A 14,147-nucleotide genomic window follows, 5' to 3' on the forward strand; every position below is an offset into this window, starting at 1 on the left:
CCCAATCTTTAGTCATCCAGCTCTGAAGTGCTCTGCACCGGCGGATCTTCCCCCCTCCCGCGCAGGGCCGGCAGAGGGCCACGTCGTTGGGGATGGGAGAGGGAGTCTTCCAAAAATTGCAGCAGATGTTGCAGGGATCCCGTCTCGTCCACCCACTCTTTCCCCTGTAGGGAAAGGACATGGCGCTCTCCCTCCGCACCGTTGTTACAAACGACACACAGGCTGCTGCGCAGTGTTTGCAGCGCTTTTTCCAAAGGCAACCCTGAGCGGTACAAAAATCGGTAGACCTGCCGCAGCAAGGGCAGGGATCCCTCCATCCCTTGGGCTCGCCGCAGCCCCACCAAGTTCAGACCGCGGATGCGAGCCGGATGTCCTTCCACCAACATGTAGGGGGGAACGTCGCGGTCAACCCGGCTCATCGCCCCCACCATGGCCAAGCGCCCAATGCGGGTGAACTGGTGGATCCCGACCATGCCGCCAATGCGGGCTTGAGACTCGATGTGGATATGGCCGGCCAAGGAAACAGCATTGGTAATCACCACCTGATTTTCGATGACGCAGTTGTGGGCGACATGGGTGTAGGCCATCAGCAGGTTGTAATCTCCAATCAGGGTGGCTTCCCCTTCATTGGTAGCCCGGTTGATGGTGACGAACTCGCGGATGCGATTGCCTCTACCGATTACCACTTGAGAGGGGGCGCCGCTGTACTTCAGATCCTGAGGCTCGGTGCCCACAACTGCTCCCGGAAAAATGTGGTTGCCCTCGCCGATTTCCGTCCAGCCATCGATCACCACATGGGCCCCCACCACCGTATGGGCAGCAATGCGAACATGCTCGCCGATCACCGCATAGGGGCCAACCTGTACCGTTTCGTGCAGCTCAGCTTTCGGATGGATCACCGCAGTGGGATGAATCCGCTCCCGTGAGCGGTGCGGCGCACTTGCAGAGATGTTGGGAGTGGATCCCGCTGAAGCGAACGAACTCATTTCCGACCTAGCCAGCAACTGTGGTTACGCTCCCAACCCTGCGAAGGATCACCAAGACTTGACTCCAGGGGAGATGAGCCTTAGAGCTACGCCCCACTGTCGCGACAACATGTTTACCGTATCCCGACAGAAAGGCGCAAGCAGCCCCTGAGCCATCTTTCTATCCCAACACTTTATCTCAATTGCGAGAACACCCACACCGGAGCGCCTCCTGGATGGCCGCTGTTGGCCCATCAATCCACCAGGGAGAACATCAGCTCCCCCTCGGTTACCAGTTGCCCTCCCACCTGAGCGCGGCAGAACATCTTGCCAATGCGCCTCTGGCGAATGGTGAGCAAATCGGCGGAGAGCAGCAGCTGATCCCCCGGCAGTACCGGGCGGCGAAAGCGAACGCCATCGATCCCGGCAAACAGGGCCAAACGCCCGGCCACGTCCGGCAACTTGGTCAACACGATCCCCCCTATCTGGGCCATGGCCTCGACGATTAGGACGCCGGGCATGATGGGTCGGTTGGGGAAATGCCCTTGAAAAAAAGGCTCGTTGAAGGTGACGTTTTTCAGGCCCACTGCCCGTTGCCCCGGTTGATACTCCACAACCCGATCCACCAGCAAAAAAGGATAGCGATGGGGCAAGATCTCCAAAATCTGCTCCGTTGTGAAGACAGGGGGAGCAGTTGCCAATTGAGCGGCTGCCTCAGCCGAGAGGCGGGGAGGAGGGGAGACATCAGAGGCCATGGTGAACCCGTGGAGACAGAAGATAAAACTGAAACCCCGGATGGGGAGGAAGCAGGCCAGAACTCAGCCAAAAGAGCACCCAGGGAGCTGCGGAAAGGAGGGGAATGAAGCGGATCCCACCCTGGGGATCCCCTTGAAGACAAGTGCTCCGCACCGCTCTCGCAACTGAGGATGGCAGGGTTGTGGCTACGCAACCGGATCCCTTGCTCCCCCTCACTCTTCATGGATCAGCAGGGATCCACTCTTGAGCAACTGCTCGGCCAAACGGTGGTGCAGGGCATGGCCCGCCTTGTAGGCCACAATGTGCCCCTGCAGTCGGCAGCCCAGGAGGCTGAGATCTCCTAGTAAATCTATCAGCTTATGGCGCACCGGCTCATCTGGGTAGCGCAATGGCCCCAACCACTCGGTTTGGCTACAGACAATGGCATTTTCCAGGCTGCCCCCCTGGATTAGCCCCCGTTCCCGGGCCAGCTCCACATCCTGCTGGCGGGCGAAGGTGCGGGCCGGCGCAATGGACTGGACAAAATCCGGCCTGTTCTCCCTCCAGCTCAGCCACTGTTCTCCAATCGGGCAATCGGCAAAATCGATGCCATAGGTAAAGCGAGCTGTAGGATGGGGGAGGGCGCTGACAAAGGCTTCCCCCGCCCAGACAGTGACCGGTTCTTGGATCACCCCCAGCAGGGCTGGCTGATCTTGGGCCTGGATCCCGGCCTGGGCAATGGCCTCTACAAAGGGCAGGGCAGAGCCATCCAGAATCGGCAGCTCCGGCCCCTCCACCTCGATGCGGCAGTTGTCAATGCCCAGGATGTAAAGGGCGGCCAGCAGGTGTTCCACCGTCTGCACTTGAACAGAGGGGGATCCCTGCTGCAACAGGGTGCAGAGATGGGCAGGGGCCAGGGATCCCAACCGAGCCGGGATCTCAGGGGATCCCGGTTGATCCACCCGCACAAAAACCCGACCGCTGCCGGCAGGAGCTGGATGCAGACTGCAGCCAATTGGCAGGCCGGTGTGCAGGCCAACGCCTTCTAGGGCAATAGAGCTGGCTAAGGTGTGTTGCCGGCCTCTCATCGTGCTCCGCAGCGCTAGTGCAAACGCTCTTGGCCCTGGTCGAAAACGCGGTAATACAGCTCCCGATAGCCCACGCGCAGGTTGCTGCTGGCATCTGCCAACTTGGCTTTGTGGCTGCGGGTGCCGTAGGCGCTGAACACCTCGTAGGTATCTCCCTCAAAGAAAAAGGAAGAGACATCGGACACCTCTTCGCCCCCCAGCAACTGCCAGCGCCCCTGGCGAAACTGCAGCCGGTAGTGGGCTTTATCCAAGCTGCCGGAAGGACGGTCGATCATGGCGTCGATGCTGCCCTCGTAGAACGGCTCGGCACCACCATTGGGGATGGATATGTCCACAGGCCACACGTCCACAGCGATATCTCGGTAGCGGCAGTTGGGCCGGTTGCACAGGCGAATCGAGCGCATGACCTCGGCAATGGCTTCCAGCCGCTGCCGCGCCTCGGCCAGAGAAAACCGCTCTGAGTCGCTATCGCGAACGAGCTGGGGCGATACCTGAGCCGGCCCTGCCAGCGATGAAGGGGCAGCCAGCGCCGGGGATCCCCAGCAGCATCCCACCAACACCAGACAAATCAAGCTCAGCCAACAACGGTATGCGGATCCCATGGATGCAATCTATGACAAAATCAAGCTCCTCTTCTCTACTCTAGGCACTCTGGGGGATCCCAACCTGATGCCGATATTACCCCACTCTGGCCCTGAACAACTGGCGCAGGTACGGCTTGTATTGGTGCAGCCGGCTGGGCCGCGCAACCTCGGCGCCATTGCCCGCGTGATGAAAAACATGGGCTTCAGGCAGTGGGTGCTGGTGGATCCCCAATGCGATCCCCTCGATATGGAAGCGATCACCACAGCCGTGCATGGGGCAGACCTGCTCCATCAAGCCCGGAAGGTGCAAACTTTGCCCGAAGCCCTGCAAGGGTGTGTGCAGGTTTTCGGGACAACGGGGCGCAGCCAAACCTACCCACCCGAATGGCAAATTCAGTCCCCCCGCCAAGCCTTTCCCGCTCTGCTGGCCGCCGGCCCTGCCGCCCTCGTGTTTGGCCCCGAAGATCGCGGCTTGAGCAACGAGGAGCTGGCCCTTTGCCATCGCCAGATCCAGATCCCCACCGATGCGACCTATCCCTCTTTAAACTTGGCCCAAGCCGTGGCCATTTGTTGCTATGAGCTGTACACCCTCGTCTGCCAGAGCCCTTCCCCTGCTCCTCCTATGCCCTCGCCTCAAAGGCTTGCCCCCTTCGAGCTGCTGGAGGGATTTTTCGACCACTTAGAAGCGCTGTTGCTGCAAATTGGCTACCTGCACCCCCACACAGCCCGCCGCAAAATGCTCAAGTTTCGCGCCCTGTTCCAGCGAGCCGGCCTGACCGTAGCCGAGGTGGCCTTGTTGCGCGGGATCCTGCGGCAACTGCAATGGAGCCAGGGATGCTCTCGTCAGGAACCTCTGGAAGCAAATGCAGCTCCCGTCCCGCCGACGCAACCAGATTCCAGCAGGACCCCATCTTGACCCCAAGGCTGGGCCTCCAGCCCCGCCCTACCGCTACCGGAAGCAAGCTAGAAGGGCGGCTTCCTGCTTTCAGGCGGCGCGGAGCGCTTGTCAAGAATCTTGAGGCTTTGGCCGTGGGAGAATATCGGAGAATATCAATGCTAGAGCTTAAGGGTGGCGCGGGGATCGTAGGATTGAACCCGCTGCAGCCTTTCGTAAAGTTCTCGCTCTTCTTCGGAGATCTGGGTGGGCAAATGGATCTGCACCACCACGTAAAAATCCCCCCGTTCTCCGTTGCCTTTGGGAAATCCCCTTTCCGCCAGCCGCAACTTTCGCCCCGGCTGCATGCCAGGTGGGATCCGCAGCTTCACCACCCCATCCAAGGTGGGCACCTCCACCTGGGCGCCCAAAACCGCTTCGCTGGGGCTGATGGGCAGATCGCAGTAAACGTCGAATCCCTCTAGGCGATAGAAGGGGTGGTCTTTCAGCTCAATTTTAAGGTACAGATCACCGGCACCGCCGTTGGGGTTGGGGTGGCCTTGGCCGCGCAGGCGAATCCGCTTCCCTGGCGTAATTCCCGGCGGGATGTTTACCTCGAGCACGCGATCCCCGCCCACCCGCAGGCGACGCTTGCCCCCCTCAAAAGCTTCTGGAATGCTGATCTGGATGGTGGCCTCAGCATCGTAACTGGTGTTGCCAGTGGATCCCGAAAATCCGCTGCTGCGGTCTGTGGTTTGGCTGCGCACCCGGCCCAGCAGTTGATCGATGAAGTCTTGAAAATCATCAAATTGGCTGAAATCGACGCCACTCCCCCCAAATCCGCTCCCCCCAAAGTCTTGGCTGAAGGGGCTGCTGCTGTAGGTGTAGGCATCGCGGCTGGAGCGAAACCCGCCCTGCTGATAGTATTGGCCAAATTGGTCGTATTGCCTGCGCTTGCTGGGATCCGAGAGAACTTCGTAGGCTTCGTTAATGTCTTTGAATTTCTCTTCAGCCGCTTTGTCGTTGGGGTTGACATCTGGGTGATACTTGCGGGCTAGGCGCCGATAGGCTTGTTTCACCTCATCGGCAGTGGCCGTTTTGCTGACCCCCAAAATCTTGTAGTAGTCCTTAAAGTTTTGCATGGAGGCGTCCGCAGGCAAATCGCTGAGAGTGGGCAGAAAACCACGAGGCTAGGCGTCCCCGGCAAGGGCTCCTTCCCTCCGACCTACTGAAGAAAATGAGGAGGCGGGCTAGACGCCATCGCCCATCCCGTCCCTCCTCATTATCGGCGCTACAAGTAAGGGCGGGATCCGCCCTGGGCCCGCGGCCCACGGAGGGATCCCTGAGCAGTCACTTGCTCTCGGTGAAGTCGGCATCGATCACATCATCGCTGCCGCCGGAGGTTTTCCCTGAGCCGGGAGTGGGGCCAGAGGAGGCCCCCGGCTGTTGATACAGCTCGCTGCTCATGGCGTAGAGAGCCTCTTGCAGCTCCCGCTCTTTGCTCTGGATGGCGCTGTCGTCCTCCCGCTGGATGGCCTCCCGCAGTTCTCGCACCAGAGTCTCGATTTGGCTGCGTTTGCTGGAGGAGATCTTGTCGCCCAACTCCTTCAACTGCCGCTCGGCTTGGTAGGCCAGCGAGTCGGCCTTGTTGCGGCGCTCAATTTTCTCCCGGCGGGCCCGGTCTTCGGCAGCGTATTTTTCTGCCTCAGCAATCATGCGCTCCACCTCTTTGCTATCCAAAGTAGAGGCGCCGGTGATGGAGATGCTCTGCTCTTTGCCGCTGCCTTTGTCTTTGGCCGTCACCTTGAGGATGCCGTTGGCGTCGATGTCGAAGGTGACCTCGATCTGCGGCACACCGCGGGGGGCCGGCGGGATCCCGTCCAGCTTGAAGCGGCCCAGAGATTTGTTGTCGCGGGCCAGCTCCCGCTCCCCTTGCACCACGTGGATTTCCACAGAGGTCTGCCCATCTTCGGCAGTGGAGAAGATCTCCGACTTGCGGGTGGGGATGGTGGTGTTGCGCGGGATGAGCTTGGTGGCCACGCCGCCCAAGGTTTCCACCCCCAAGGACAAGGGGGTGACATCCAGCAGCAGCACGTCTTTGACTTCGCCCGCCAGCACACCCGCTTGGATGGCCGCCCCAACCGCCACCACCTCATCGGGGTTGACACTTTGGTTGGGTTCTTTGCCCAGCAGCTCCCTCACCAGCCGCTGCACCGCCGGAATGCGGGTGGATCCCCCCACCAGCACCACTTCGTTGATGTCGGCCTTGGTGAGCTTGGCATCCCGCAGGGCTTGTTCCACCGGCCCCTTGCAGCGCTCCAGCAGGTCGGCACAGAGGTGTTCAAATTGAGCGCGGGAGAGCTTCAGCTCCAGGTGTTTGGGCCCATCGGCAGTGGCAGTGATGAAGGGCAGGTTGATGGTGGTTTCGGAAACGCTGGACAGCTCGATCTTGGCTTTTTCCGCAGCTTCCGTTAGCCGTTGCAGCGCCTGCCGGTCTTGCCGCAGGTCGATCCCTTCCATTTGCTTAAACTGCTCGGCCATCCAATCGACGATCTTCTTGTCGAAGTCATCGCCGCCCAACTGCGTATCGCCGCTGGTGGATTTCACCTCGAAAACACCATCCCCCACTTCCAGGATGGACACGTCGAAGGTGCCGCCGCCCAGGTCGAAGACGAGGATGGTCTCGTTGTTGCGCTTGTCCAAGCCGTAGGCCAAAGAGGCTGCTGTCGGCTCGTTGATGATGCGCAGCACTTCCAAACCGGCAATGCGGCCCGCATCTTTGGTGGCCTGCCGCTGCGAGTCATTAAAGTAAGCAGGAACCGTGATCACCGCTTGGGTGACTGGCTGGCCCAGGTAGCGGCTGGCGTCATCCACCAGCTTGCGCAGCACCATGGCCGAGATCTCTTCGGGCGCAAATTCCTTGTTCAGGCGGGGGGCGTATAACTTGACATTGCCCCGCTCATCCCGCCGTACCTGGTAGGAGACCCGCTTGGAGTCGGCATTCAGCTCATCGTACCTACGACCGATGAACCGCTTAACCGAGTAAAACGTGTTTTCCGGGTTGAGCACCGCTTGGCGGCGTGCCATCTGGCCCACCAGGCGCTCTCCATCTTTGGTGAAGGCAACCACCGAGGGCGTGGTGCGAGTGCCCTCAGCATTGGCGATGACGGTGGGGACACCCCCCTCCATTACGGCGACAACCGAGTTGGTTGTGCCCAGGTCAATTCCTACAACTTTTCCCATCGGCTCCTTATTCTCCTCTTCTTGAGTACATTGCTTCGGTTACCGCCGCCAGCCTGTGTGAAGTAGCTTGGGCAGCCAATCCGTGAAAGTCCAGCAGGTAACTTAACCGTTTTCTGGGTCGATCCTATCCGGCCCAGCCGCTTGGCCAGGGCGAGAATGCCGCCCATTTCTCGGGGTTGAAAAGCGGACCCATTACGGATCTCCGTACCTGCTGTGTCCGGGCAAGCGGGATTGGTGCGGTTTTGGAACCTAGCTTTGAATGAGTTGCAGGGCTTCGAGGCTGCGGGCCACAACGGTTTCAGCCAGGGGAAGGTAACCCATAGTTTTGGCCAGGGATTGCCCTTCGGTGAGGGCCCAACGCAGCACGGCTTGCAAGGCAGCGGCCATGGCGGGATCCGGGTACCGGCGGTAGGTCAGGATCCAGGTGTAGGTGACGATGGGATACGCTCCAGGGCCAGCGGGATCCGGCACAAAAGCCCGCAGGTTTTCCGGCAGCTCAATTTCGCTCAAGGCCAGGGCCGAGGCTTCCGGGGAGGGGAGAATGAACTCGCCGCGGCGGTTCTCCAGAGCTGCCACCGACAGATCCAGCTCGCGGGCATAGACCGACTCCACGTAGCCGATCACCCCTTCGCTGAGAAGCATTTGGGCGCTCATGCCCTCGTTGCCTTTCACCCCAATGCCCACCGGCCACTCCAGCGACATGCCAGCACCGACTTCCGAGGCCCAAGCCGGATCGATGGCCGCCAGGTGGCGGGTAAAGGTATCGGTGGTGCCGCTGCCATCGGAGCGGTAGCAGACGGTGATGGGCAGATCGGGAATGGTTAGCTCCGGGTTCAGGGCCAGGATCTCCGGATCCCGCCACTGGTCGATTTGGCCGCGAAAGATCTTCACCAAAACGGGTCGAGACAGCTTGAGTCCAGAAGGGATCCCCGGCAGGTTGTAGCCTACGGCAATGCTGCCTGCGGTCATCGGGATCATGACCACACCCCGCTTCACCTCGGCGATCTCGGCGTCGGTCATGGCCACGTCGCTGGCGGCAAAGTCCACCGTTTGGTCGATAAATTGCCGGATCCCGGCGGCGCTGCCCACCGGTTGGAAGTTGATCTCCACCTTGGGATCCACCTGGCGGTAATCGGAAAACCAGCGCAAGTAAAGAGGAGCCGGAAAGGTGGCCCCGGCTCCGTTGATCAGCAAAACTTTGTCGGCGGGCTGGCTGCCGGAGGCAGGAACAGGATCCCTGCCGCTGGGTTGGTCAGAACGGGATCCCCTTTGACAGGCGCTCAAGGTAGCGCCGGTGGCCAATAAAGAAAGCAACACTTCTCGGCGACGGAAGCGGGGCAGTTGAGCCATGGTTCAGGTTCTCCGAGGTCACCGCCCCGATCCTTGTCTTGCCTGCGGGGCCCTGTCAAGGGTTGCCAGTGGGATCCCCTGCGTAGGTCCACTTGCCCCAGGTGGCTGTCTTTTCCCTCTGCGCCATCCCCGTATTCCTCGCTACGCTTCCCAGCAAAACTCAGGATCCAACCCAAGTCCAGAAAGGAAAGACAGAAAATGGAGAATTCAAGAGAAAAACAAAGAAAAACAGCGCAAACAAGAGATTGAGCGAGCTGAGTTCTGCGGCAGTTGCACAGAGATCCCCAAGCCAAAGCCTTGTCTGGCAAGGCTTAGCGGTTTTTGGGCCTGAGTCCCCCCGCACCAGAAAAATCTTGACATATTCTGGAATAGGGCAATATATTGTGGATTCTGTGCAGAAATCCTGCGCTGTTCACATCTCGGTATCTGGGGGACTACTATGCCGACTTTGACTCGTTCTCCCTGGACACTGCGAGACAGCGAAAAGCTCTATCGCATCTCAGGTTGGGGGGATCCCTACTTCCGTATCAACGCCGCCGGTCATGTGGAGGTGACCCCACAGGGCCTACAGCAGCAGGAACCGGGCATTGACCTGTACCACTTGGTGATGGATCTGGTGGCACGGGGTTTGCAGTTGCCTCTGTTGATTCGCTTTCCCGAGATCGTGGCCGACCGCATGCGGCGGATTTGCGAGAGCTTTCAGCAGGCCATCCAGCGCTTTGGCTACCCCAACGTCTATCGGGGGGTTTACCCCGTTAAGGTGAACCAGCAGCGCCACCTGGTGGAGGAAGTGGTGAAGCACGGTCGCGCCTACCACTTTGGCCTGGAGGCGGGATCCAAGCCGGAGCTGTTGATTGCCCTAGCTTTGCTGGATACTCCCGGGGCTTTGCTGATCTGCAACGGCTACAAAGACCGGGATTTTATGGAGACGGCTCTCTTGGCCCAGCGGCTGGGGCGCACCCCGATCATCGTTTTGGAGCGGCTGCAGGAGCTGGAGCTGGCGCTGCAGGCTGCCGACCAACTGGGCATTGACCCCATCTTGGGGGTACGGGCCAAGCTCTCCGCCCAGGGCAGTGGACGCTGGGGCACCTCGGCTGGGGATCGGGCTAAGTTCGGCCTCACGGCCACCGAGATTTTGCAAGTGGTGAAACGGCTGCGGGAAGCGGGCAAGCTGCATTGTCTACGCCTGTTGCACTACCACATCGGCTCCCAGATCTCGATGGTGAGCGTGCATGGACGGGCCGTGCGGGAGGCCAGCCAAATCTACATCGAGCTGGTCAAGCTGGGGGCCCCCATGGGCTACCTGGATATCGGCGGCGGCTTGGGGGTTGATTACGACGGATCCCAGTCCCCCAATCCTTTTTCCCAGAGCTACAGCATGGAGGACTACGCCGCCACCGTGGTGCAGACCGTGCTCACCGCCCTAGAACCCCACGGGATCCAGCCGCCGGTACTGGTGACCGAAAGCGGACGCGCCCTGATGTCCCACCAGTCGGTGCTGGTGTTTGACGTGCAAGATGTCAACGCCGCCAGCCCCTACCCCATGCCCACCCAGCTTACTTCCGATGCAGAGGTGATCCAGAAGCTAAACCAGCTTTACTACCAAATCCAGCCCGATACTCTGGTGGTCAATTACCGCCGTTGTCAGGAGCTGAAGGAGGCTGCTCTGCGTCAGTTCACCGAGGGATCCCTCAGCTTGCAGGAGCGAGCTGAAGTGGAGCGGCTGTTCTGGAACTGCTCCGACAAGATCTGCACCTTGGCCTACGAGCAGCACCAAGCAGGGCACCCCGTGGCAGTGGATCTCCTGGATCTGGACGAGATGCTGGCCAGCATCTACTACGGCAATTTCTCCCTGTTCCAATCCCTGCCGGATAGCTGGGCCATCGACCAGGTCTTCCCCATCATGCCCATCCACCGTCTGGATGAGGAGCCACGCCAATGGGCTACCCTGGCGGATCTGACCTGCGACAGCGACGGCAAGATCAACCGCTTCTTTGGCGAAGACGGGCAAATCACCTCGGTTTTGCCGCTGCATGATCCTGACGGGCATCCCTACCTACTGGGGGTGTTTCTGGGGGGTGCCTACCAGGAGATCCTAGGGGATCTGCACAACCTGTTTGGCGATACCAACGCGGTGCATATTCGCTCCCGCCCCGGCGGCTACCACGTTTCCCAAGTCATCAAGGGGGACACCATCGGCGAAGTGCTGAGCTGGGTGCAGTACAACAGCGAAGATCTGGTGGAGACCCTCCACCACGCCACCGAGACCGCCCTGCAGCGAGGGCAGATCACGCTGGATCAAGCCCGCGCCTTGCAGCAGCACTTTGAAGACAATCTGCGGGCCTACACCTACTTGCACTGAAGGTGGTGTTCCTCGAAAAAATCCCTAAAACCAAACAGGGATCCCGGCCTAAAACCGGGATCCTTTTTGCTTCCAGATCAAACCAAATCAAAACCAGATCAAAAATTTGTCGATCACAGACGCACCGGACTGTCCAAAGCCAAGTTAATCGTTTGGTTAGGGCGCAACACCACGACTTGAGGTGCCGTGATATTGCCCACCGCCACTCCGGCTCCAGCTCCGCCAATAACCCCTAAAGCAGAAACGCCTCCTGTGAGCAAGCCCAGCACCGTACCCCCCACAGCACCAATGGCTGCATCTTGAGCAATCGCTTCGGCAGAATAGTGGCGCGGGTCTTTCTCAGTGTGGATCAAATCAGTGGATCAAATCAGAAGACATCTGCACCGAGTAAAGTCGCCCATTGGCAATCAAAGCTGTGCCGAAGAACCTGGCCCCTCCCTGAGTCGGTCGTAAGCTGCCTCGCACCTCGCTGCCTGCTGGGATTACCAATTGGCCGCTGCCGTTGTAGATGTCCTGAGCCACCCGCAGGGTAAGTGGGTGGGTGCTGTTGGGGCTGAAGTACTGGGGCTCTTCTCCCTTGAAGCTTTGGACGGGAATGATGGTGCCCGGCTGCAGTTGGCGCACTCCCAAATCAAACAAGTGCTGGGCAGAAGCAGATGGCATTGTCAACAGACCCAAGCTGGGGATGGCTAAGCCAATCATCGCTGCCGAAAGAACACGAATGCTCATAAAAATTCTCCGGTAAATGTTCGATCAAGATCCCAACGGAAACACAAGCCCTTGCGGGCCATCTTAAAGATCAAGCCCGACGAACAAAGCTAATTAACGCCAACAAAACCAAAGCCCCAATCGTGGCCATCAACAAGCTTCCCAACAGGCCCGTAGCCGACAGGCCAAGTAAATCGAAGAGGAATCCTCCAAAAAATGCCCCGCAAACACCAACAATTATGTTGCCTATCAAGCCAAAGCCATAGCCGCGTCGGATATTTCCTGCCAGCCAACCTGCTAGGGCTCCGATTAGGAGAAACCAAAGTATGCTGTTCATAGAACCTACTTCCTCAAGGTATGCCGTTCCTACAGATTACCCCTTGTTGCAAGAAAATAAATGCTCCAAGAACCAACCTTCTATACACTCGGCACACTTGACGGCTACTTACCAAATTGGTAGCCTTTGCCGAGAACAGATGGTTATTTGTCTTTTGATAACAGACCTCTATGGAGATAAAGATAAGAATCTTGTGAATGATTATGAAAGGGATCCCCTGCTTGCTGCAGCTTCACAATACCTAAACCTCAAACAAAAAAAGACTGGCAGTGTGAGGTCTACCAGTCTGAGTCAGTTCCCTGTGAGTGAGCTGATGCCGTCGTTGCCAACGTCTTCAACCCGATTCCCAGTTTGTGTTGCTTTTTGCCATTTCGAAGTGATTCAGATCACTTGAAACTTGAGGAGCCCGCAGCTTTGGCGAGCACTCCTGTCCTGATTTCTTCTACAGGGATCCCCCATCCCCACCCCTATGAACCCTGAGGCGACAAAGAGAGCATCTCAAAACCAATCAAAACAAAGGCAACTGCTCCTCTTCCACTGGGGCAAGGCTTGAAGATCCCAGCTCCTCCCAGTTGGGGGCCCAGTCTTGTAAAGGATCCACATATTCCTCCAACAACTGACGGGCCGCGGCCAGCAAATCGTTGTGCAAGGGGGCCAGATCGCTGCGGTCGGCCAGATACTGCTCCAGAGCCGTCAGGGGCTCAAGTCGGCTGGGATCCAATCTCGGCAGACGGATGCGGCTGGGGCTGACCACTTCTGGGGCGATGGTGTAGCTGAAAGCAGAGGCGAGAGCATTGTGCAAAGCCCGCTCATCGATGCAGTCTAACTGGTCGGGACGGATGCGGTAGATTAACCGCAGGATGGAGCCGGCCACGGGGGCCTTGGCGATGGCCGCCAACAGCTTGGACTGCACCTGCTGGGGCGGATCCGCGCTCAGATCTAGGCGAATGGTGTGAAAGGTACGGGTTGGCAGGGGCAAAAATTCATAGCTGGCCCCCGTAGGGGTGACTTCCACCAGCACACAGCCTTTTTCCTCTTTTTCTTCGCCAAAATCCACCCGCTCAATGCTGCCGGGATAGAGCATCAAGGGATCCCGACACAGCACCTGGTGACGGTGTACATGCCCCAAGGCAACATATTGGTAGGCAGGCCGAGCCAGCAGCGAAAGGGGCACCGTAAATCCTCTGCCCACCGAAAGATGGCGTTCTGCTCCGTAGCGGGCTGTCTCCACCATGACGTGAGCCAACAAAATCGCCGGGATCCCTGGCTGCAGGGTGCGGATCTCCCCTTCTAGGGCTAGGCGGAGGCGCTGCAGGAGCTGATGCGCGAGGATTTCCCCTTCAAGCGCCAAGCTTTCCTGTTGGGCGAGTAGAGCAGAGCGACTCAGCCAAGGTAAAGTGGTCACCTGCACCGGGCCACCGCGAGTTTCGATCCGATGAGTTTCCAGTCTGTCCCCCACAATAAAGCCTGAGACCCCCAAAGCGCGGTAGATAGCCAGGCTGTTGCCTCCCTGTCCCTGCCCGTACTGATCGTGGTTGCCCACCAACAGGACGGTTGGGATCCCTGCATCGGCCAGGCGGCGAAACTGTTGGGCAAAAAGCTCTTGATGGAGAGGGGGGGGTGTCGCATCGGGGAAAGCATCGCCCCCAAACAACACCAGATCCACCGCTTGGTTGAGAGCATGGTCAATGCACAAGCGCAAAGAAGCTACAAAATCTTCCAAACGGGTATTCAGGCCGGTAGCTGGGTTAATGTGGCCGTAGGCAAGACCACTGCCCAGATGAATGTCGGAAAGATGTAGCAACCTTACCATCTTGGGCGCTCTTGGAGACTTTGCAGCTCTCCCATCTGTTGGGATAAACCTTGCCGTTCGCGTTAGCGGGACGGAGTCCTTTGGTTGT

General features: G+C 59.0%; 13 protein-coding genes. 2 read left to right on the forward strand and 11 right to left on the reverse strand.

Going from position 1 to position 14,147, the window contains the following annotated elements; genetic code table 11:
* Positions 1-8: 8 nt before the first annotated feature.
* The 4 genes from lpxA to NW805_RS07525 all read right to left on the reverse strand — a co-directional run bounded on the left by lpxA (position 9) and on the right by NW805_RS07525 (position 3,390).
* Positions 9-986, reverse strand: coding sequence for an acyl-ACP--UDP-N-acetylglucosamine O-acyltransferase (lpxA, locus tag NW805_RS07510; RefSeq protein ID WP_414422125.1), 978 nt, complete (start codon positions 984-986; stop codon positions 9-11).
* A 233-nt stretch (positions 987-1,219) separates the two neighbouring features.
* On the reverse strand, positions 1,220-1,720 hold the full coding sequence (fabZ, locus tag NW805_RS07515) for a 3-hydroxyacyl-ACP dehydratase FabZ (RefSeq protein WP_414422126.1): 501 nt from the start codon (positions 1,718-1,720) through the stop codon (positions 1,220-1,222).
* 213 nt (positions 1,721-1,933) lie between these two features.
* Positions 1,934-2,788 carry a UDP-3-O-acyl-N-acetylglucosamine deacetylase gene (gene lpxC, locus NW805_RS07520; protein ID WP_011434326.1) on the reverse strand — a complete coding sequence of 285 codons (855 nt, stop codon included), beginning with the start codon at positions 2,786-2,788 and terminating at the stop codon, positions 1,934-1,936.
* 14 nt (positions 2,789-2,802) lie between these two features.
* Positions 2,803-3,390, reverse strand: a complete 588-nt coding sequence (locus NW805_RS07525) for a hypothetical protein (protein WP_414422127.1) — start codon at positions 3,388-3,390, stop codon at positions 2,803-2,805.
* Between NW805_RS07525 and NW805_RS07530 the strand changes: the two genes are divergently transcribed.
* Positions 3,389-4,288, forward strand: a complete 900-nt coding sequence (locus NW805_RS07530; protein WP_414415919.1) for an RNA methyltransferase — start codon at positions 3,389-3,391, stop codon at positions 4,286-4,288. The two genes, NW805_RS07525 and NW805_RS07530, sit on opposite strands and share 2 nt — an antisense overlap.
* A 140-nt stretch (positions 4,289-4,428) precedes the next feature.
* On the opposite strand, the gene NW805_RS07535 is transcribed toward NW805_RS07530, so the two are convergent.
* From NW805_RS07535 to pstS, 3 genes are all read right to left on the reverse strand, one after another.
* A complete protein-coding gene (locus tag NW805_RS07535) occupies positions 4,429-5,388 on the reverse strand; it encodes a DnaJ C-terminal domain-containing protein (protein ID WP_414382310.1) in 960 nt (319 codons plus the stop codon).
* 208 nt (positions 5,389-5,596) lie between these two features.
* The gene (dnaK, locus tag NW805_RS07540) at positions 5,597-7,489 is read right to left on the reverse strand and encodes a molecular chaperone DnaK (protein ID WP_414408719.1); all 1,893 of its coding nucleotides are present in this window, start codon (positions 7,487-7,489) and stop codon (positions 5,597-5,599) included.
* A 249-nt stretch (positions 7,490-7,738) separates the two neighbouring features.
* Positions 7,739-8,839 (reverse strand): phosphate ABC transporter substrate-binding protein PstS, encoded by a 1,101-nt coding sequence (pstS, locus tag NW805_RS07545; RefSeq protein ID WP_414422128.1) that lies wholly within the window; start codon positions 8,837-8,839, stop codon positions 7,739-7,741.
* Between the two features lie 439 nt (positions 8,840-9,278).
* On the opposite strand from pstS, the gene speA reads away from it, so the two are divergent.
* The gene (gene speA, locus NW805_RS07550) at positions 9,279-11,201 is read left to right on the forward strand and encodes a biosynthetic arginine decarboxylase (protein WP_414422129.1); all 1,923 of its coding nucleotides are present in this window, start codon (positions 9,279-9,281) and stop codon (positions 11,199-11,201) included.
* Positions 11,202-11,314: 113 nt separating this feature from the next.
* Here speA and NW805_RS07555 read toward each other — a convergent pair whose 3' ends face one another.
* The 4 genes from NW805_RS07555 to NW805_RS07570 all read right to left on the reverse strand — a co-directional run bounded on the left by NW805_RS07555 (position 11,315) and on the right by NW805_RS07570 (position 14,059).
* The gene (locus NW805_RS07555; RefSeq protein WP_414329398.1) at positions 11,315-11,554 is read right to left on the reverse strand and encodes a hypothetical protein; all 240 of its coding nucleotides are present in this window, start codon (positions 11,552-11,554) and stop codon (positions 11,315-11,317) included.
* A 1-nt stretch (position 11,555) separates the two neighbouring features.
* A complete protein-coding gene (locus tag NW805_RS07560) occupies positions 11,556-11,930 on the reverse strand; it encodes a hypothetical protein (RefSeq protein ID WP_414422130.1) in 375 nt (124 codons plus the stop codon).
* A 70-nt stretch (positions 11,931-12,000) separates the two neighbouring features.
* Positions 12,001-12,246, reverse strand: a complete 246-nt coding sequence (locus NW805_RS07565) for a GlsB/YeaQ/YmgE family stress response membrane protein (protein WP_414357675.1) — start codon at positions 12,244-12,246, stop codon at positions 12,001-12,003.
* Positions 12,247-12,754: 508 nt separating this feature from the next.
* The gene (locus NW805_RS07570; RefSeq protein WP_414422131.1) at positions 12,755-14,059 is read right to left on the reverse strand and encodes a metallophosphoesterase family protein; all 1,305 of its coding nucleotides are present in this window, start codon (positions 14,057-14,059) and stop codon (positions 12,755-12,757) included.
* Positions 14,060-14,147 lie beyond the last annotated feature (88 nt).

Source organism: Synechococcus sp. W60.1 (assembly GCF_047461575.1).
Lineage (GTDB): Bacteria > Cyanobacteriota > Cyanobacteriia > Thermostichales > Thermostichaceae > Thermostichus.

Excerpts from the sequence above, each read along its gene's own strand:
- dnaK (WP_414408719.1), bottom strand. The coding sequence starts at position 7,489 with ATGGGAAAAGTTGTAGGAATTGACCTGGGCACAACCAACTCGGTTGTC.
- fabZ (WP_414422126.1), bottom strand. The coding sequence starts at position 1,720 with ATGGCCTCTGATGTCTCCCCTCCTCCCCGCCTCTCGGCTGAGGCAGCC.
- NW805_RS07565 (WP_414357675.1), bottom strand. The coding sequence starts at position 12,246 with ATGAACAGCATACTTTGGTTTCTCCTAATCGGAGCCCTAGCAGGTTGG.
- NW805_RS07570 (WP_414422131.1), bottom strand. The coding sequence starts at position 14,059 with ATGGTAAGGTTGCTACATCTTTCCGACATTCATCTGGGCAGTGGTCTT.
- speA (WP_414422129.1), top strand. The coding sequence starts at position 9,279 with ATGCCGACTTTGACTCGTTCTCCCTGGACACTGCGAGACAGCGAAAAG.
- NW805_RS07535 (WP_414382310.1), bottom strand. The coding sequence starts at position 5,388 with ATGCAAAACTTTAAGGACTACTACAAGATTTTGGGGGTCAGCAAAACG.
- NW805_RS07560 (WP_414422130.1), bottom strand. The coding sequence starts at position 11,930 with ATGAGCATTCGTGTTCTTTCGGCAGCGATGATTGGCTTAGCCATCCCC.
- lpxC (WP_011434326.1), bottom strand. The coding sequence starts at position 2,788 with ATGAGAGGCCGGCAACACACCTTAGCCAGCTCTATTGCCCTAGAAGGC.
- pstS (WP_414422128.1), bottom strand. The coding sequence starts at position 8,839 with ATGGCTCAACTGCCCCGCTTCCGTCGCCGAGAAGTGTTGCTTTCTTTA.
- lpxA (WP_414422125.1), bottom strand. The coding sequence starts at position 986 with ATGAGTTCGTTCGCTTCAGCGGGATCCACTCCCAACATCTCTGCAAGT.
- NW805_RS07525 (WP_414422127.1), bottom strand. The coding sequence starts at position 3,390 with ATGGGATCCGCATACCGTTGTTGGCTGAGCTTGATTTGTCTGGTGTTG.
- NW805_RS07530 (WP_414415919.1), top strand. The coding sequence starts at position 3,389 with ATGGATGCAATCTATGACAAAATCAAGCTCCTCTTCTCTACTCTAGGC.